Origin of the sequence: Phormidium sp. FACHB-1136 (assembly GCF_014697375.1) — a bacterium.
GTDB lineage: Bacteria > Cyanobacteriota > Cyanobacteriia > Phormidesmidales > Phormidesmidaceae > Nodosilinea.
In genome coordinates this window covers 72,736-88,834 of record NZ_JACJRS010000002.1, presented here as the reverse complement: position 1 = coordinate 88,834, position 16,099 = coordinate 72,736, and the positions used below count along the sequence as shown (strand labels likewise).

The following is a 16,099-nucleotide window of genomic DNA, read 5'->3' as shown; positions in this document are numbered from 1 at the left end:
GCCAGACCTTCCCCCAGCTAGGCTAACCTTACTCGGCGGCGGTGGCGTCCACATCCACCACGGCGTTTTCCGCCGCGACGTCTTCCGGCTCGTCGGCATCTGCCGCTGCTTCTTCGTCAGCCTTCTTCAGGCTCCCTTCGGGCACCAGTTCCACGGTGTTCACCCCTTCCAACCAGGTGAGGATTTTCTCCTGAAGCAGTTCTTCCTTCAGCACCTGCACCAGCCGTTCGGGATCGATTTGGTTCACGTCCTCAATTTCGGCCATGGTTTCTTCCACCTTGGCTTCCAGGGCGTCGTCATCCACGCTGATCCCTTCCTGCTTAGCCACTTCGCCCAGGGCCAGGGTGCGCTTCAGGCGATCCACCGCTTCGGGACGGGCCTGTTTCCGCATGTTGTCCACAATTTCGCGGGTCAGCAGTTTGTTCACGTCAATGCCCTGGCGGCTGAACTGCATGATGGTTTGGGTGAGCAGAAAGTCCACTTCCCGCTGAATCAGGGTGTTGGGGATTTCAGCGTCTAGGTGTTCCACCAGGGCGTTGATCAGCGCCTCATTTTTGTTGGTTTGGGTGCGGTCGGTGGCCTCTTTGGTGTAGCGCTCTTCCAGGGAAGCCCGCAGTTCGGCGATGGTCTCGTACTCGCTGACCTCCTGGGCAAAGTCATCGTCGAGATCCGGCAGTTCCTTCTCCTTAATTTCCTTCAGGGTGATGGAGAACAGGGCGGGCTTCCCAGCAAGGTCGGGCTGGGAGTAATCGTCGGGGAAGGAAATTTCCAAATCTTTGGATTCCTCTAGGGCCATGCCAGCAATGCCTTCGATGAACCCAGGGATGAAACGGCCCTCGGACAGTTCCACTTGGAAATCCTCGGCGGAACCACCTTCAAAGGCTTCCCACTCGCCAGATTCGTCCTGCACCTTGCCCACAAAGTCAATTACGGCAATATCGCCCATCTGGGAAGGACGATCCTCCACGGGTACCAGGGTGGCTAGGTTGCTTTGGTAGCGCTCCAGAGTCTTATCCACCTGCTCCAGGTCGGGCAGAATTTCCTCCGCCTGAACGGTGAGATCCTTATACTGCTTCAGGGTGACGCGGGGAGGCACATCCACGGAAACCTGAAGGGTCAGCCCTTGGGTGGGTTCGTACTGGCTAAGCAGCGCCTCAAAGTCAGACTTGAGCTGGTAGTTGCCGATAGCGTCGATGTTTTCTTGTTTGATCGCCTGATCCACCGCCGACTGCACCAATTCCTCTAGCACCGCCGCCTTAAATTGGGGAATACCTACCCGTTGCAAAAATACGGGCTTGGGCACCTTGCCCTTACGAAAGCCAGGAATATTGATGGTGCGCATCATTTGCTGGAGCACCTTGTCGTAGGTCTTCTGAGACATCTCTGAAGGGATTTCAATCTCTAGACCAACTTGGCTGTCGGGCAATACTTCCTGGATAACTTTCATGGGGTCTGCTGCTAAAAAAATGACGCAATTAATAAGCATACTCCAAAGGCAAGCCCCTATTCTGTATGAAGACAGGATTCAAAAGCGCTGACCAATGGGGCGCAGATGCTACCATCAGCGGATAGGCTTGTTTAGGAACATTTAAAGAAAACGGGAGAACGGCTGTGGCTAACGGGTTAAATGTCGCTGTTTTGGGAGCCACCGGAGCGGTGGGGGCCGAGCTTTTGGCCCTTTTGGAACAGCGTGCTTTTCCCGTGAAAACCCTGAAGCTGCTGGCCTCCTCCCGGTCGGCGGGCACCCAGATTCCCTTTATGGGCGAAACCCTGACGGTGGAAGCCCTGGGCGAGGGCGCGTTTGACGGCGTGGATTTGGTGCTGGCCTCGGCGGGCGGGTCGATTTCCAAAGAGTGGCTACCCAAGGCCGCAGCGGCGGGGGCCGTTTCCATCGACAACTCCAGCGCCTTCCGCATGGATCCCACCGTTCCCCTGGTGGTGCCAGAGGTGAACCCAGAGGCCACCTACCAGCACCAGGGCATCATCGCCAACCCCAACTGCACCACCATTTTGATGTCCCTGGCCCTGTGGCCCCTGCATCAGGTACGGCCCATCCAGCGGCTGGTGGTGTCCACCTACCAATCCGCCAGCGGGGCCGGGGCACGGGCCATGGAGGAAGTGAAGCGCCAAGCCCAGGCGATTTTGAACGGCGAAGAACCCGTGGCCGAAGCCTTCCCCTATCCCCTCGCCTTTAACCTGTTCCCCCACAACTCGGAACTTAACGAGTTGGGCTACTGCCAGGAAGAGATGAAAATGGTGAACGAGACCCGCAAGATTTTTGGGTCTCCTGATTTACGCATTTCAGCCACCTGTGTGCGGGTTCCCGTACTGCGTGCCCATTCCGAAGCACTGAACATTGAGTTTGGCTCGCCCTTCCCCGTGGCCGAAGCCAAGCAATTGCTGAGCCAAGCCCCCGGAGTGAAGGTGGTGGAAGACTGGAGCCGCAACTACTTCCCTATGCCCATTGAAGCCAGCGGCCAGGATGACGTGTTGGTGGGGCGGATTCGCCAAGATCTCTCCAATCCCAACGCCCTAGAGCTTTGGCTCTGCGGCGACCAAATTCGCAAGGGCGCGGCCCTCAATGCCGTCCAAATTGCGGAATTGCTCACCGTCAAGACTGGGGTTGCGGCCACGGCCACGGCCTAGGGCACGGCTCTGGGAATGTTTGCGGGAACGGCCCAAGGATAATCCGGGATAAACTGCGGGGATTCCCATCCTGAGATTTTCGGCTAAATTGGTATAATCCAAACGTCAGGCGGGATGCGTCCTGCCCTTAAACCAGAGGACAGTAAATTCGAGTGGTATATTTCGGCAGAGTGCTTACGGCCATGGTGACGCCATTCTCCCAGGATGGCTCCGTCGATTACGCGATGGCCGAACGTCTGGCGGATCACTTGGTCAACCACGGTAGCGATGGGCTGGTGGTGTGTGGTACCACGGGCGAATCGCCGACCCTGACCTGGGATGAGGAATATCAACTGTTCCAGGCGGTGAAGCAGGCCGTGGGCGGTCGGGCCAAGGTGGTGGCGGGGACGGGCTCCAACTCCACCCACGAAGCGATAGAAGCCACCCAAAAGGCCAGCCACCTGGATCTCGATGGGGCGCTTCAGGTGGTGCCCTACTACAACAAGCCTCCCCAAGAGGGGCTCTACCAGCACTTCCGACACATTGCGGAGGCGGTGCCCGACCTGCCGATCATGCTTTACAACATTCCGGGACGGACGGGGTGCAACCTCGCCGTGGAGACCGTGGCGCGTCTGGCGGAGGTTGACAATATCCTAGCAATCAAGGAAGCTAGCGGTAGTCTAGATCAGGTCAGCCAAATTCGCTGCCATACCCCCGCCGACTTTCTGATCTATTCCGGCGATGATTCCCTCACCCTGCCGATGCTTTCGGTGGGTGGCTGTGGAGTGGTGAGCGTAGCCAGCCATCTGGTGGGTGATCATATCCAGCGCATGGTTCAAGCCTACGAATCGGGCCAAGTTCATCAGGCCACCGAGATTCACCTCAAACTATTGCCCTTGTTTAAGGCGCTGTTTGTAACAACAAATCCAGTTCCAGTGAAGGCAGTACTGGTAAAACAGGGTTGGAATGTGGGCTCTGTGCGACTGCCCCTCTGTCCCGCCGGGGATGATGTGTTGTCCCTCCTAGACCAAGTCTTGCAACCCTTAGACCTAGATTAAGTCTTGGATTTAAGTCTTAGATTGCGTTCGTCCTAATTCCTAGGTCAGCCTTACCCTTCAGGCGATGACTCGATAAAGCTCTTCCAGACCATCCACCTTGTCCAACAACTCAATCCTACTGACTATTGACCTCCTTGACCATCGTCTATTCAGTGTCGCCTACCGTAGCTCTCGTACCTTTTGATCGATAACCTTGTCCTTTCCCCGTAACTTCTAAACATTCTGACGTTGTTTTCTACTACTTTTCCTAGGATTTCTCCTCTATGCGTTGTTGCGTTTTACCCTTTTTCCCCATCGCCATCGCCATCAATACCGTCTGAGCCAGCCCCGATCTCCCCTTGTTTGAGGGATCGACGATGATTGCTGGCCCCAGCCCTCCCCTCGCGACTCCCTCCCCACCGTCGAGCCAGCGGTTTTTCCGGTTAGCCATCCGTTCTAGGGATAGGTCATCTCTGCAAGGCCCGACGCCCTAGACCATCCCACCTATTTTTAGCTTTTCAGTTCTGTTTTCTACTTACGAGACGATTCTTTATGACAGCCAAACAAAATCAGTCAGCCCTCAAAATTGTTCCCCTCGGTGGGCTGCACGAAATCGGCAAAAACACCTGCGTGTTTGAGATCAACAACGAAATTATGTTGCTCGATGCCGGACTGGCCTTTCCCACCGACGGGATGCACGGGGTGAACATTGTGCTGCCCGATGTCACCTACCTGCGGGAAAACCGCGACAAAATCAAGGGCATGATTGTCACCCATGGTCACGAAGACCACATCGGCGGCATTGCCTTCCACCTCAAGCAGTTTGATATTCCAGTGATCTACGGCCCCCGCCTCGCCATGGCCCTGCTGGAGGACAAGCTGGAGGAGGCCGGGGTGGCCGACCGCACGGAACTGCGCCAGGTGCGCCCCCGCGAAACGGTGCGGGTGGGCAACTCATTTTTGGTGGAGTACATTCGCAACACCCACTCCATCGCCGATAGCTGTTCGGTGATTATCCACACCCCCGTGGGCGTGGTGGTGCATACGGGCGACTTCAAATTTGACTTTACTCCCGTGGATGGCGAAACCTTTGATATCCAACGGCTAGCGGAAGCCGGGGAACGGGGCGTCCTGTGTCTGATTAGCGACTCCACCAATGCGGAACTGCCCGGTCACACCCCTTCGGAGCGGTCGGTGTTCCCCAACCTGGATCGGGAGTTTGCCAAGGCGGAAGGTCGGCTGTTTGTCACTACCTTCTCCTCCTCGGTGCATCGGGTCAACATGATTTTGGAACTGGCCCAAAAGCACAACCGCAAGGTGTTTGTGGTGGGCCGCTCCATGCTGAACGTGATCGCCCATGCGCGGGATTTGGGCTATATCAAATGCCCGGAAAGTCTGTTTTTGCCCCTGCGCAACCTGGGCCAAACCGCCGACGAAAACGTGCTGATCCTCACTACGGGCTCCCAGGGCGAACCACTCGCGGCCCTCACCCGCATTGCCGAAGACTCCCACCGCCAGCTCAAAATTAAGCGGGGGGATACCGTGGTGTTCTCCGCCAACCCCATCCCCGGCAACACCATCGCCGTGGTCAACACCATCGACAAGCTGATGATGCGCGGGGCCAAGGTGGTCTACGGCAAAGATAAGGGCATCCACGTCTCTGGCCATGGTTCCCAGGAAGACCACAAACTGATGCTGGCCCTGACCAAGCCCAAGTATTTTCTGCCCGTCCACGGTGAGCACCGGATGCTAGTGAAACATGCTGAAACCGCTCAAAGCATGGGGATTCCGGCGGAAAACATGGTGATTATCCAAAACGGCGATATGGTCGAGTTGGATCCGTCCGGCATTCGTGTGGCCGGGAAGGTGCCCTCCGGTATTGAGCTGGTGGATTCCTCCCGCGTGGGTGTGGTGGGCCGCGACATTCTGAAAGACCGTCAACAACTCGCCGAAGATGGCGTTGTCACCATCGCCGCCACCATTGGCGACAACGGCAAACTGCTGGCAGGGCCAACGGTGCAACTGCGTGGCGTGGCCCACAGCGTCAACCCAGAGCGATTCCAAAAGGCGGTACAGCAAGTACTGGAGCAGGTGCTAGAAACCCACGGGTCTGAACTGATTGTGAAGGGCCAAAAGGGGCAGTCCACCGTCGATTGGGACGGCCTCAAGGGCTTGATGGATCGGGATCTGCGTCGGCTGCTGCGCCGTGAACTGGATAAGCGCGACCCGCTGCTGATTCTGCTGCTGCAAGGTACCGCCGCCGAGCCCCAAGCCAAACGGGGCCGTAGCCCGGTCGCCGCGTCGGCCTCCTAAATCCCCCCAGCCGCCATCGATGGAAACCCCGTCGGTGGCGGTTTTGTTTGGGGCACTGGGGCAATTTTCTCGGATTCTCCCTACAAAGATCCGCAGTTATATGCTATGGGCAAGCCTTAACGCTATAATGCATCTAAACAAGACCAAGTGTGCTTAGACGGATAGCACATGGCAAGTGTTTAGGTGGCTATCAGTCCTTAGCCCTGGGCGCTTCAGTTAAGAGCTCTTGTGTAGGTTTGCCGTTCCAACGCCTGTTCTGGCATCGCCAAGAATTCTCGAAGTGCCTCGGTGGCCCAGAGTGACCCCGGTGTGCCCTGCAATGTCATCGTCGTAGCCAGTGCTAGGGCGGTTGTGACAGTGGAACCCTTGCAATCTCGTTTTCCCCGATCTGGATGGAGTATTTCGGTAGGCTCTGTGGGTCTCGCGGCTTCATTCCCAGTGAAAGTTTTGCATTTTATCCGCCCTAGTGAGCGTTGTATGAGGAATTTGAATGCCGAAGCAGATTGTTATTGCTGAGCAGAATCGGATCGCTGCGGTTTTCTCGGAAGATCAGATTCAGGAATTAATTGTGGCCACCGGGAGCCACCAGGTCAGCGATATTTATTTAGGCACCGTTGAGAATGTTCTGCCCGGTATTGACGCCGCCTTCGTCAACATTGGCGACAGCGAACGCAACGGGTTTATGCACGTCACCGACCTCGGCCCCCTGCGGCTGAAGAAAATGGCGGGTTCCATCACCGAACTGGTGGCCCCCCAGCAAAAGGTGCTGGTGCAGATTATGAAGGAGCCGACGGGCAACAAAGGCCCCCGGCTCACGGGCAATATTTCCCTACCTGGTCGCTACCTGGTGCTGATGCCCTATGGTCGGGGGGTGAACCTATCCCGTCGCATTCGCAGCGAAAATGAGCGCAACCGCCTGCGGGCCTTGGCGATTTTGATCAAACCCGCTGGCATGGGTCTGCTGGTGCGTACCGAGGCCGAGGGCATCAGCGAAAACGCCATCATCGAAGACCTGGAAACCCTGCAAAAGCAGTGGGAAAGTATCCAGCAGCAGGCGCTTTCTACCCGCCCGCCCGCCCTGCTCAACCGCGATGATGACTTTGTTCAGCGGGTGTTGCGGGATACCTATAATTCAGATGTCAACCGCATTGTGACCGACTCTAGTTCCGGCCTAAAGCGGGTGAAGCAACACCTCTCTAGCTGGAGCGATGGCCAAATCCCTAACGGTGTGTTGATTGACCAACACCGGGAACGGGTTTCCATTCTGGAATATTTCCGAGTCAATGCGGCCATCCGGGAAGCCCTAAAACCTAGGGTAGATCTGCCCTCCGGTGGCTACATCATCATCGAACCGACCGAAGCGTTGACGGTGATCGACGTGAACTCCGGTTCCTTCACCCGATCTGCCACCGCCCGCGAAACGGTGCTGTGGACAAACTGCGAAGCCGCCACGGAAATTGCCCGTCAACTGCGCCTCCGCAACATTGCTGGGGTGATTATTGTTGACTTCATTGATATGGATTCGCGGCGGGATAAGCTGCAAGTCCTCGAACATTTCAGCAAAGCCCTGCGGTCGGATAAGTCTCGGCCCCAGATTTCCCAACTGTCGGAACTGGGCTTGGTGGAACTGACCCGCAAACGCCAAGGCCAAAATATCTACGAACTGTTTGGTCGCCCCTGCCCTACCTGTAGCGGCCTAGGCCACTTGGTGCATTTGCCCGGTGCCCACCCCACGGAGGACGAACCTGGACTGACTCCTGTGATTCCGTCCTACCCCAGTGCCCGGTCGGAGAGTAGCTGGACACCTGCCCTGCGGGAATCGCAACTGGATGGATTAGGCACCCAGTCTGATTTGCAGGAGTTGGATTTAATCAACCATCCCAGCTATCAGGACAAGCTGAATAAGGGGAACCGTCGCCGTCGCCGTCGGGAGCCACTGCCCAGCCGCAGTACCAGCAAAGAAGCGCCCATTCCTCGCGAAGCGCTGCCCAGTACGCCTAAGGATATTCCCAGTCCTGTGGCGGATTTTGCGCCCATGGCCGATAGCCCCGCTGAAGAGGAAAAGCCTGCCGCTCGGACCAGCCGCAGCCGAACCGGGGGACGCCATGACAAGAAACCCTCGACGCCGCCCCAGGTGATCACGGTGGAAATGACCTCCGACGAACAGCGGATCTACGCCATGATGGGGATTTCCCCCATCGTCTTGGCCCATGGAGAAACCATCCTTGATCCACGCAACGTGACCATTGCCGTTCGAGCGCCGGGGGAAAGTGCGGCGGTAGACCCGGTCGCCACCCTCGGCGTTGTCGCATTGCCCCAGGAAGAAGCACCTGCCACAATGGCCGATCCTGAACCTGTCGCTCAGGTGGATGCCCCATCCATGGGGACCGGCAAACCTGTTCCTAGCAAGATGCCCATTAAGGTGCAGCGGACGCCCGAAGTAGCGCCAGTGCCCACGATGGTGTCCGACCCGGTGATCTCCCCGGTGGAGGAGCTGCCCCCTGTCGTTGAAGCTGCCGACCATGGTGATGCCCCTGCTGCGGAGGGCGATACCGTGCGTCGTCGTCGCCGCCGTCGTCCTTCGGCGAGTGGCAACGGAACGGATGAGTAGTTCCATTGCAGGGGGTGGCCAGTTCACGGATTGTGGGCGTAGGACACCCCCTGGGGAAATCCAGACCCTGATTGCCGGGGTAGATGAGGTCGGTCGAGGGGCGCTGTTTGGTCCTGTGGTGGCGGCGGCGGTGATTTTGTCTGAATCGGCAGTGGCAGAACTGCAAGCGCTGGGGGTAACGGATAGCAAACGCCTCAGCCATCCGCGACGGTTACACTTGATCGAACCCATTCAAACCCGGTCAATCGCCTGTGCCATTGGCTATGCCTCGGTGCATGAGATTGATCGGATCAATATTTTGCAGGCGTCCTTGCTGGCGATGCATCGCGCCGTTGGCCGTTTGTCCCCAGCCCCAACCCTGTGCCGGATAGATGGCAACCAGGCAATTCCCCAGCTAGGGATTCCTCAGCAGACGGTAATCAAAGGAGACCAGACCGATACCGCCATCGCCGCTGCCAGTATTTTGGCCAAGGTATGGCGCGATCAGTTGATGGTGCGCCTAGATCGCCGCTATCCCGGTTATGGCTTGGCCAAACACAAGGGTTACGGCAGTGCTGAACATCGGCGGGCGATCCAAACCCTAGGGCCAACGCGACAACACCGCCAGTCTTTCCGAGGCTGTCAGCTTTCATTAGACATCTAGCCTTCTAGTTTCGTGCCACTCTGCTGGGGTTCGATCCGTTCACCACCAAGGGGCAGGGGCTACCATCGTTGGCTTCGGGGGGGATGAGCGCCACCACATGGGGTACGGGGCGAGGAGTATAGCCCACCAAGGATTCACCCTCAAAGGCTAGGGACGTGCTAGCGCCAGAATCCAGCATGACCGCATCGCGCAATCCAGCCTCATGCAGCAGTTGCCCTAGTTGAACAGAGTCCACCATGGTGTGGGAGACCCCAATCACAGGGTAGCCGTCTCGATGAATGCCCCAAAAAGCCCGATGACGCTCAGCATCAAAGTCGAATAAGGTGCCAAAGCTTTCAGCCGATTGAGCCTCTCCGTCCTTCACTAGCCAAGCTGCGGCGACAAAGGCATCGGTCACACCGGGTAGTTCACGATATACCCCCGCCAAGGTGTTGTGCTGATTGGCCTCGAAGGGCGTAAATCGCACTTGATCTGGCGAAATTAACACGAGGGGACGGCCATTCAGCAAGGGGTTTTCGCTGGCATTGCCTGGGATAAACTTGCGGCTGCTCTGGCTCAGTACCGGGCCAATCATCACGTTGGAGTCCAGGTATTTAAGGGAGAAAAAGCCCCCGTCCACAGCACCGATGGCGTTGGTACCCGTTAAAATTTCCGGCACTTGGTAGCGGCTGTTGGCATGGATAGTCACGGGACGCCCCCCACTGATGAGGGTTAAGGTGTTTTGGCCAACCTCGTAGCGTTCCCGCTCCACGGGCGTTTGAAAATTGAAGTGGTTGTCCTCCTGGGCGACGAGTTGGGTTTCCCGCTGCGGCGATGGCCTAGATATCGTGATGGGTGGTACCTCGTCGGACTCTCCACCCCAGGCTCGCCTCAGCAGGGTTGGCAAGTTGGACTGCCCAAACCGCTCAATCGCCAGCAGTGATTCCGAGGCTCCCGCAAATTGTTCGTTGCTTTGGCGCATGGTAAACGCCGCCAGATAGCCCGCATCCGCCGCCGCCTGGGCCACCCGTTCGTCGTAATGTCCGGCGGGATAGCTGAAATAATGGACGGGCTGGCCGATCATTGCCTCCAAGCGCCGCTTCGATTCCGTCATTTCGTAGGTGAGATCGGCGTCGTTAAACTCGCGCAGGTCGGGAGGATGGGTGACGCTGTGGGAGGCAATGGTAATCAGCGGGTCAGCGGCCATTTCCTTCACCTGATCCCAGGTCAGGGTAGACCGCCCCACAATGTCGCCATCCACCTTACCGGGGAAGACAAAGAAAACCCCCGGCATTTGGTACTTCTGCAACAGCGGGAAGACGTGCTCGTAGTGTCCGGCATAGCCATCATCGAAACTCAGCACCACGGGCTTTTCTGGGAGGGGCGCACCCGTCCGCAAATGCTGCATGAGTTGGTCGAGGCTAATCGCCGTGAAGCCGTTTTCCTTGAGGGTTTTTAAGTGGTCTTCAAACTGTTCAGGCACCAGGTCAAAAAAGACTTCGGGCTCTGACAGCACATCGTGATACATCAGAATCGGCACCCGCGCTTGGGTGGCCTGGGGGTGAATGTCTGGCCAAGCCACCACTCCAAGCTGCCTAACCTGATCCGGATTGAGGTGATCTGCCATGTCCCCCAATCCCCCAGGTTGGAAGATCGCGGGTACCGAGGCTTCTAGCGCACTGGCCCCTGGGCTTCTGGGCAGGGAGGTGGGTAAGCACAGCCGCTCACTGCTCACCACCTTTGGAAACGCCTCGATGCCGAGGGTATCGCGAAGGGCCATCAAGTTGGGATTGAGGGTTGATGGGGAGGCCGTCCATCGACCATTCAGCGCCCCAAGCACGGGCAGAGCGAGGCCCATCACCAACGTACCCGACCCAACGGCAATCAGGGCTTTGGTTTTTGATGCCCACAAGCGGCTGACCCTAGAAGGCTGATCCATCGTGATGACCCCACACGGCCCAAGGCGACTAAACAAAACTCAACATATTTTACTGGGAAACGGAGAAGTTCAGGCGATAGACCCGCTAACCCATCCAGCCATCTTCATTATGGTGCCAATGAACCCATCGCCCCATTGTCGCCCTAGGCTAGGTGCCCGATTGACGACATCGGAGGGATCGAATGCGTCACATCTCCAGCCCTCGTCATGGCAAGGGCATGAAAAAGGGCCAAGCACGGATGTCTCAGCCCCTATCCAAGATTCTAGCGTTAGCGTTAGACCGCGCCTTACATGGCAGAGCCTACACCCGCGTAGGCTCCATAGAAGAAGAGACCTACAACCACCAGGACGCCAGTGCCCGCCACCGTCGCCACAATCCACAGGGGAATTCGCCCACTCTGAAGCATCGCTTAAATCTCCTACAACCAGGTTCGGTTAATTTAATGATCTCAACACAGCCTAGGGAATCGTGACGCCCTAAGCCTAGGTTCTTTAACGGAGGTTAGTTAAAGAAGTAGCTGGAAAACAGCAGACCCAGCACAAACACCAGCAACAGCCCCAAATATAGGGAAGTGCGGTTCAGTTCGACGGGTTGCTTATTCGGGTTTGGAGTACGATCCATGATTTTCTCTTACCGTTGGATAAACTGCATGGCCGCAATTGCGCCCAGGAAAAACACGCTGGGCACACCGAGAGTGTGCACGGCTAGCCAGCGAATGGTGAAAATGGGATAGGTAATTTGTTCGGGGGAGTTGCTTTGCATGGCGCTGAATTAAAACAACGTAGGGGGAAAGGGAAATTTTATTGGGCCGAGAACAAGTCGATTTGCTGCTTCGCCTCAAAACGATCCGTCACGATGGGAAGCTGCATTTGGTTGTCGGGGTAGTAGTCGTTGGGGCGGGGGGTGCCAAAGGCATCGTAGGCCAAGCCCGTGCTGACGAACAGCCAACCGGCAATAAACAGCATGGGAATGGTGATGCTGTGGATGATCCAGTAGCGAATACTGGTAACGATATCGCCAAAGGGGCGCTCCCCTGTAGTACCTGCCATGGTTTTACGTCTCCTCTCTTAACACGATGAAACTTATCTAATCATAGGGAACCCTGGAAACCCTAACAAGGTATTCTCTGGTGGATCTTGGAAGTTCTCCAGGGCGAAGTCGAAAAAAGCTGTCGTTGGGTAGCCAAAGTCAGATCATCAGCTACCCCAGATTGGCCTAGGCGAGGGAGGGATCGTACCGAAGGATGGTACCCTGTTGACCCAGCACAAAGCCTTTGTTAGCGTCAGAAAAGATGATCCGGTAGAAGTTGGAGGGCACGTCATTCACCGCATTGTCTTTGTACCAGGTTTCGCCACCGTCAAAGCTCACCAGCAGGTTGCCGCCGCCGCCCGTGACCCATACCTCATCCTCGGTGCGGAAGGCCATGTCGATCAGGCCCCAACTAGTGCCAAATTCGGGACTGATGGCCTCTGTGAAGTCGTCAGAAGCGCGGGAGTTGGAGAAGCGGACTTGGCCCCCACGGGCAATGGCCCACAGCTTGCCGACCTTATCAAAGCCCATATTCTGCAAGCGACGGGAGCTTTGGCGATTGTGGGGAATCCACTCATCCTGCCCCGGTGCCCAGGTGGAGTAGAAGTTGCCGCGAGAGGACACCGCCACGTAACGCCCGTCCTCGGAGCGAGACATGTTCCGCACTACGCCCACAGCGCCCTGCACCATGGCTTTCCAGGTGCGGCCACCGTCTTCAGTGCGGTAGATGGCACCAATATCCGTAGCCATTTCAGCGGATTTGGAACCGAGGGCCGTTACTAAAAAGGGCGTTCCCGGTAGTTCGTTGCTGAGGGGAACTTTGGCCCAGCTTTTGCCGCCATCATCGGTGTGCAGCAGGATCGAGGGCGTTCCCGTTACCCAGCCTTCCTCGCCAGCGAAGTCTACGGAGGTGAAGGTGTAGGGTTGCTCATCGAGGGCGAGTTCCCGCACCGTCCAGTTATCGCCGCCATCGCGGGTTTCGAGGAGGGTGTTGCGACTTCCCACAATCCAGCCGTGGTTGCCATCCCCAGTGAAGGCAATGTCCGAGAGGGTCGCCTCGGTGGGCACCTGCACCACCTGCCAGGGATGCACGTCGGAATCCGATAGAAAGTACTTGGAACATCCAGAAACCAGCACGAGGGCCACCAGGGCAATCAAACCTCGTTTTAACCAATCCAATGCTGCGGGCATAACGTGTCCAAACCTGTCGTGTACGAACGAATGTGTATGAGCTAAATTTGCTAGGGCTAAATCCTACGCTACTCGAAGCCGGGGCCTTCTCAGCCATTGTCTCAGCCCTATCGCCAGGGCTGAGGAACCCAATCCGAGGCTATTTCAAGCCGTACAGACTAAGGAAAAAGAGAAACCCAACGGCCAGAGCACCAAAAATTAGAATATTTTTCTGGCCTGGGGTGAGCCGATTGACGCCCAGCCCGTAGTCCAGATTTTCCTTAAACCCAGAGGGCTTGTTGACGGGGCCGATGTTGCTGAACTGCTTCTTGGGGGCGCTACACACCGGACAACGCCAGTTGACAGGCAATTCCTCAAACGCTGTTCCCGCCGCAATCTTGGCCCGATCATCGCCCTTGGACGGCTCGTAGGAATAGCCACAGGAGCGGCATTCGTAGCAGTCCATCTCCTCCGGGGAGAGGGGAACAACGTCCAGAATCGCCTCCTCAGACACTTCCTCGGATACCTCTGGGACAAGGCTCACGGTTTCGGTCAGTTCTGCCGGATTTTCGGGTTCAACACTCATGGCATTCGCCCTCTCAGGGGTGGAGTCAAGGGTTTGGGTCAACAGCGGCCCATCTGGCTGGCCCCCAGAAGGACAGCGACCAAGCCGGACATGGCCGAAAAATGAATTTGATGTAAATAATTATGACATAGCCGCGTCCCCCACTAGTTTTCCAAGATTTGGGTGGAGTTGTGGATCCATGTTGCTCGTCAGTAGCCTGACTGAGCCAGAGAATTCCCTAGGATCAGTAATCATCGCTATCCGGGGTTTTGATAGGTCGGCCCTGATTTTCCGACCAATGTGGCCTAGAATGACTATGAATTGAGGGCCAATCGTCTGAGGTTACGCTCTGCCGATTGGCCTTGCCCTCACCCTCTGTTGCTTTAGTTGTGGCGGTGAACTCGTGTTTGTCTTATCCGGCTACGAGTACTTCCTAGTTTTCTTGATGATTTCTTGCCTGGTGCCCGTTTCGGCCCTGGGTATTGCTAAGTTTTTGCGGCCCGTGGGTCGTGGCCCAGCCCGTCGCACCACCTACGAATCGGGGATGGAACCCATTGGCGGAGCCTGGATTCAGTTCAACATTCGCTACTACATGTTTGCGCTGGTCTTCGTCATCTTCGACGTAGAAACGGTGTTTCTGTACCCCTGGGCCGTGGCCTTTAATCAACTGGGGCTGTTAGCCTTTGTGGAAGCCCTGATTTTCATCGGCATTTTGGTCATCGGTCTTGTCTATGCTTGGCGTAAGGGAGCTTTGGAATGGTCATGAATCCGCCTTCAGCCGCCGATAAGAGCGGCCTGTTAGCCCCCGGTGAAGCGCTGATGAACCCGGCGGCTCCACCCACCATCACCCACGACCTGTCAGAAAACGTGATTCTGACCACCGTGGATGACCTCTACAACTGGTGTCGCCTGTCGAGCCTGTTTCCGCTGCTCTACGGTACGGCCTGTTGTTTTATTGAATTTGCGGCGTTGATCGGATCCCGCTTCGACTTCGACCGCTTTGGATTGCTGCCGCGAGCCAGTCCCCGGCAGGCGGATTTGCTGATCACGGCGGGCACCGTCACCATGAAAATGGCCCCGGCCCTGGTGCGGCTCTATGAGCAAATGCCCGACCCCAAGTACGTCATCGCCATGGGCGCTTGCACCATCACAGGCGGCATGTTCAGCAGTGACTCGCCATCAGCGGTACGCGGTGTGGACAAGCTGATTCCCGTGGATGTGTACATTCCCGGTTGTCCGCCCCGACCGGAAGCGATCATCGACGCCATCATCAAGCTGCGGAAGAAAGTGGCGACCGAATCCATGCAGGATCGGGCCTACACCATGCAGACCCATCGGTTCTATGAGCGGACTCACAAGCTCAAAACCGTGCCGCCCATTTTGACCGGGCAATATCTGCAACTAGGCACCCACGCCACCCCACCCAAGGAACTGATGCAGGCCATGGGGATGCCCATGCCCGAAGCCCTCGCAGAAACCACGGCCCAGGAGGAAGCGGTCTAATGGCTGACAACGAATCTAAGGTATCCCCAGAGGCTGAAACCGCCGCTGAGTCCTCGATTGTGGAAGCTGGGGCCGTGTCCAAGTGGCTAACGGAAAACGGTTTTTCCCACGACCTTGCAGAGCCGGATCACCTGGGGGTAGAAATCATCCAGGTAACGCCGGAACTGCTGATTCCCACTGCTACGGCCCTCTACGCCTACGGGTTTAACTACCTCCAGTGCCAAGGAGCCTATGATGCTGGCCCCGGCAAGGAACTGGTCAGCTTCTACCACCTGATTAAGGTGATCGATGACGCCGACCGTCCAGAGGAAGTGCGGGTGAAGGTATTCTTGCCGAGGGCTCACCCCCGTGTGCCCTCGGTCTACTGGATCTGGAAAGCTGCCGATTGGCAAGAGCGGGAATGCTACGACATGTACGGCATCATCTACGAAGGGCATCCCAACCTGAAGCGCCTGCTGATGCCCGAAGACTGGATGGGCTGGCCCCTGCGGAAGGACTACATCTCCCCCGACTTCTACGAACTCCAGGACGCCTATTAGGGTGGCCCTCACCCTAAATCCCTCTCCCCAGGGAGAGGGACTTTGAAACAGCCTTTTTATCAGCGCCTCCAGATTTGTCTGGGGGCGTTTTTTGTGAAACTTGTTAGGATAAAAGCACCGTCCCACCCCCAATCCGAACCACCCC

General features: G+C 57.0%; 16 protein-coding genes. 8 read left to right on the top strand and 8 right to left on the bottom strand.

The window, feature by feature from the left end; all coding sequences use genetic code 11:
* Positions 1 to 28 precede the first annotated feature (28 nt).
* On the bottom strand, positions 29 to 1,447 hold the full coding sequence (gene tig, locus H6G62_RS01425; protein WP_190492322.1) for a trigger factor: 1,419 nt from the start codon (positions 1,445 to 1,447) through the stop codon (positions 29 to 31).
* A gap of 164 nt (positions 1,448 to 1,611) precedes the next feature.
* Between tig and H6G62_RS01420 the strand changes: the two genes are divergently transcribed.
* The 5 genes from H6G62_RS01420 to H6G62_RS01400 all read left to right on the top strand — a co-directional run bounded on the left by H6G62_RS01420 (position 1,612) and on the right by H6G62_RS01400 (position 9,229).
* The gene (locus tag H6G62_RS01420; RefSeq protein WP_190492321.1) at positions 1,612 to 2,646 is read left to right on the top strand and encodes an aspartate-semialdehyde dehydrogenase; all 1,035 of its coding nucleotides are present in this window, start codon (positions 1,612 to 1,614) and stop codon (positions 2,644 to 2,646) included.
* 152 nt (positions 2,647 to 2,798) lie between these two features.
* Positions 2,799 to 3,683 (top strand): 4-hydroxy-tetrahydrodipicolinate synthase, encoded by an 885-nt coding sequence (gene dapA / locus H6G62_RS01415; RefSeq protein ID WP_190492320.1) that lies wholly within the window; start codon positions 2,799 to 2,801, stop codon positions 3,681 to 3,683.
* A gap of 531 nt (positions 3,684 to 4,214) precedes the next feature.
* Positions 4,215 to 5,975: a ribonuclease J gene (locus H6G62_RS01410; protein ID WP_190492319.1), complete on the top strand. Its 1,761-nt coding sequence runs from the start codon at positions 4,215 to 4,217 to the stop codon at positions 5,973 to 5,975.
* A 490-nt stretch (positions 5,976 to 6,465) separates the two neighbouring features.
* A complete protein-coding gene (locus H6G62_RS01405) occupies positions 6,466 to 8,586 on the top strand; it encodes an Rne/Rng family ribonuclease (RefSeq protein WP_190492318.1) in 2,121 nt (706 codons plus the stop codon).
* A complete protein-coding gene (locus H6G62_RS01400) occupies positions 8,579 to 9,229 on the top strand; it encodes a ribonuclease HII (RefSeq protein ID WP_190492317.1) in 651 nt (216 codons plus the stop codon). Before H6G62_RS01405 ends, H6G62_RS01400 begins: the two co-directional genes overlap by 8 nt.
* 4 nt (positions 9,230 to 9,233) lie before the next feature.
* Here the strand turns inward: H6G62_RS01400 and H6G62_RS01395 are convergent, their stop codons facing one another.
* From H6G62_RS01395 to H6G62_RS01365, 7 genes are all read right to left on the bottom strand, one after another.
* Positions 9,234 to 11,147 (bottom strand): polysaccharide deacetylase family protein, encoded by a 1,914-nt coding sequence (locus H6G62_RS01395; RefSeq protein ID WP_242051776.1) that lies wholly within the window; start codon positions 11,145 to 11,147, stop codon positions 9,234 to 9,236.
* 287 nt (positions 11,148 to 11,434) lie between these two features.
* Positions 11,435 to 11,554 carry a photosystem II reaction center protein J gene (locus tag H6G62_RS01390; protein ID WP_071527210.1) on the bottom strand — a complete coding sequence of 40 codons (120 nt, stop codon included), beginning with the start codon at positions 11,552 to 11,554 and terminating at the stop codon, positions 11,435 to 11,437.
* 95 nt (positions 11,555 to 11,649) lie between these two features.
* Entirely contained in the window at positions 11,650 to 11,769 is a 120-nt protein-coding gene (locus tag H6G62_RS01385) for a photosystem II reaction center protein L (RefSeq protein WP_198805501.1), read from the bottom strand.
* A gap of 9 nt (positions 11,770 to 11,778) precedes the next feature.
* Positions 11,779 to 11,910 carry a cytochrome b559 subunit beta gene (gene psbF, locus H6G62_RS01380; protein WP_190492316.1) on the bottom strand — a complete coding sequence of 44 codons (132 nt, stop codon included), beginning with the start codon at positions 11,908 to 11,910 and terminating at the stop codon, positions 11,779 to 11,781.
* 38 nt (positions 11,911 to 11,948) lie between these two features.
* The gene (gene psbE / locus H6G62_RS01375; protein WP_190492315.1) at positions 11,949 to 12,197 is read right to left on the bottom strand and encodes a cytochrome b559 subunit alpha; all 249 of its coding nucleotides are present in this window, start codon (positions 12,195 to 12,197) and stop codon (positions 11,949 to 11,951) included.
* A 166-nt stretch (positions 12,198 to 12,363) separates the two neighbouring features.
* Positions 12,364 to 13,368, bottom strand: a complete 1,005-nt coding sequence (locus H6G62_RS01370) for a photosynthesis system II assembly factor Ycf48 (protein ID WP_190492314.1) — start codon at positions 13,366 to 13,368, stop codon at positions 12,364 to 12,366.
* Positions 13,369 to 13,507: 139 nt separating this feature from the next.
* Complete coding sequence (locus tag H6G62_RS01365) at positions 13,508 to 13,813, bottom strand: rubredoxin (RefSeq protein ID WP_199324669.1); 306 nt, start codon at positions 13,811 to 13,813, stop codon at positions 13,508 to 13,510.
* Positions 13,814 to 14,315: 502 nt separating this feature from the next.
* Here H6G62_RS01365 and H6G62_RS01360 point away from each other — a divergent pair.
* From H6G62_RS01360 to H6G62_RS01350, 3 genes are read left to right on the top strand one after another with little or no spacing between them, the layout of a single operon-like run.
* A complete protein-coding gene (locus H6G62_RS01360) occupies positions 14,316 to 14,678 on the top strand; it encodes an NADH-quinone oxidoreductase subunit A (protein ID WP_190492312.1) in 363 nt (120 codons plus the stop codon).
* The gene (locus H6G62_RS01355) at positions 14,675 to 15,415 is read left to right on the top strand and encodes an NADH dehydrogenase subunit K (protein ID WP_199324658.1); all 741 of its coding nucleotides are present in this window, start codon (positions 14,675 to 14,677) and stop codon (positions 15,413 to 15,415) included. Before H6G62_RS01360 ends, H6G62_RS01355 begins: the two co-directional genes overlap by 4 nt.
* On the top strand, positions 15,415 to 15,954 hold the full coding sequence (locus H6G62_RS01350) for an NAD(P)H-quinone oxidoreductase subunit J (protein ID WP_190492310.1): 540 nt from the start codon (positions 15,415 to 15,417) through the stop codon (positions 15,952 to 15,954). The genes H6G62_RS01355 and H6G62_RS01350 overlap by 1 nt, the downstream gene beginning before the upstream one ends.
* Positions 15,955 to 16,099 lie beyond the last annotated feature (145 nt).

Bases quoted from the DNA above. Each gene is read 5' to 3' on its own strand.
- H6G62_RS01365 (WP_199324669.1), bottom strand. From the start codon at position 13,813: ATGGACTGCTACGAATGCCGCTCCTGTGGCTATTCCTACGAGCCGTCC.
- H6G62_RS01410 (WP_190492319.1), top strand. From the start codon at position 4,215: ATGACAGCCAAACAAAATCAGTCAGCCCTCAAAATTGTTCCCCTCGGT.
- H6G62_RS01395 (WP_242051776.1), bottom strand. From the start codon at position 11,147: ATGGATCAGCCTTCTAGGGTCAGCCGCTTGTGGGCATCAAAAACCAAA.
- H6G62_RS01385 (WP_198805501.1), bottom strand. From the start codon at position 11,769: ATGGATCGTACTCCAAACCCGAATAAGCAACCCGTCGAACTGAACCGC.
- psbE (WP_190492315.1), bottom strand. From the start codon at position 12,197: ATGGCAGGTACTACAGGGGAGCGCCCCTTTGGCGATATCGTTACCAGT.
- H6G62_RS01400 (WP_190492317.1), top strand. From the start codon at position 8,579: ATGAGTAGTTCCATTGCAGGGGGTGGCCAGTTCACGGATTGTGGGCGT.
- H6G62_RS01370 (WP_190492314.1), bottom strand. From the start codon at position 13,368: ATGCCCGCAGCATTGGATTGGTTAAAACGAGGTTTGATTGCCCTGGTG.
- H6G62_RS01390 (WP_071527210.1), bottom strand. From the start codon at position 11,554: ATGCTTCAGAGTGGGCGAATTCCCCTGTGGATTGTGGCGACGGTGGCG.
- tig (WP_190492322.1), bottom strand. From the start codon at position 1,447: ATGAAAGTTATCCAGGAAGTATTGCCCGACAGCCAAGTTGGTCTAGAG.
- H6G62_RS01355 (WP_199324658.1), top strand. From the start codon at position 14,675: ATGAATCCGCCTTCAGCCGCCGATAAGAGCGGCCTGTTAGCCCCCGGT.
- psbF (WP_190492316.1), bottom strand. From the start codon at position 11,910: ATGCAAAGCAACTCCCCCGAACAAATTACCTATCCCATTTTCACCATT.
- H6G62_RS01350 (WP_190492310.1), top strand. From the start codon at position 15,415: ATGGCTGACAACGAATCTAAGGTATCCCCAGAGGCTGAAACCGCCGCT.
- H6G62_RS01405 (WP_190492318.1), top strand. From the start codon at position 6,466: ATGCCGAAGCAGATTGTTATTGCTGAGCAGAATCGGATCGCTGCGGTT.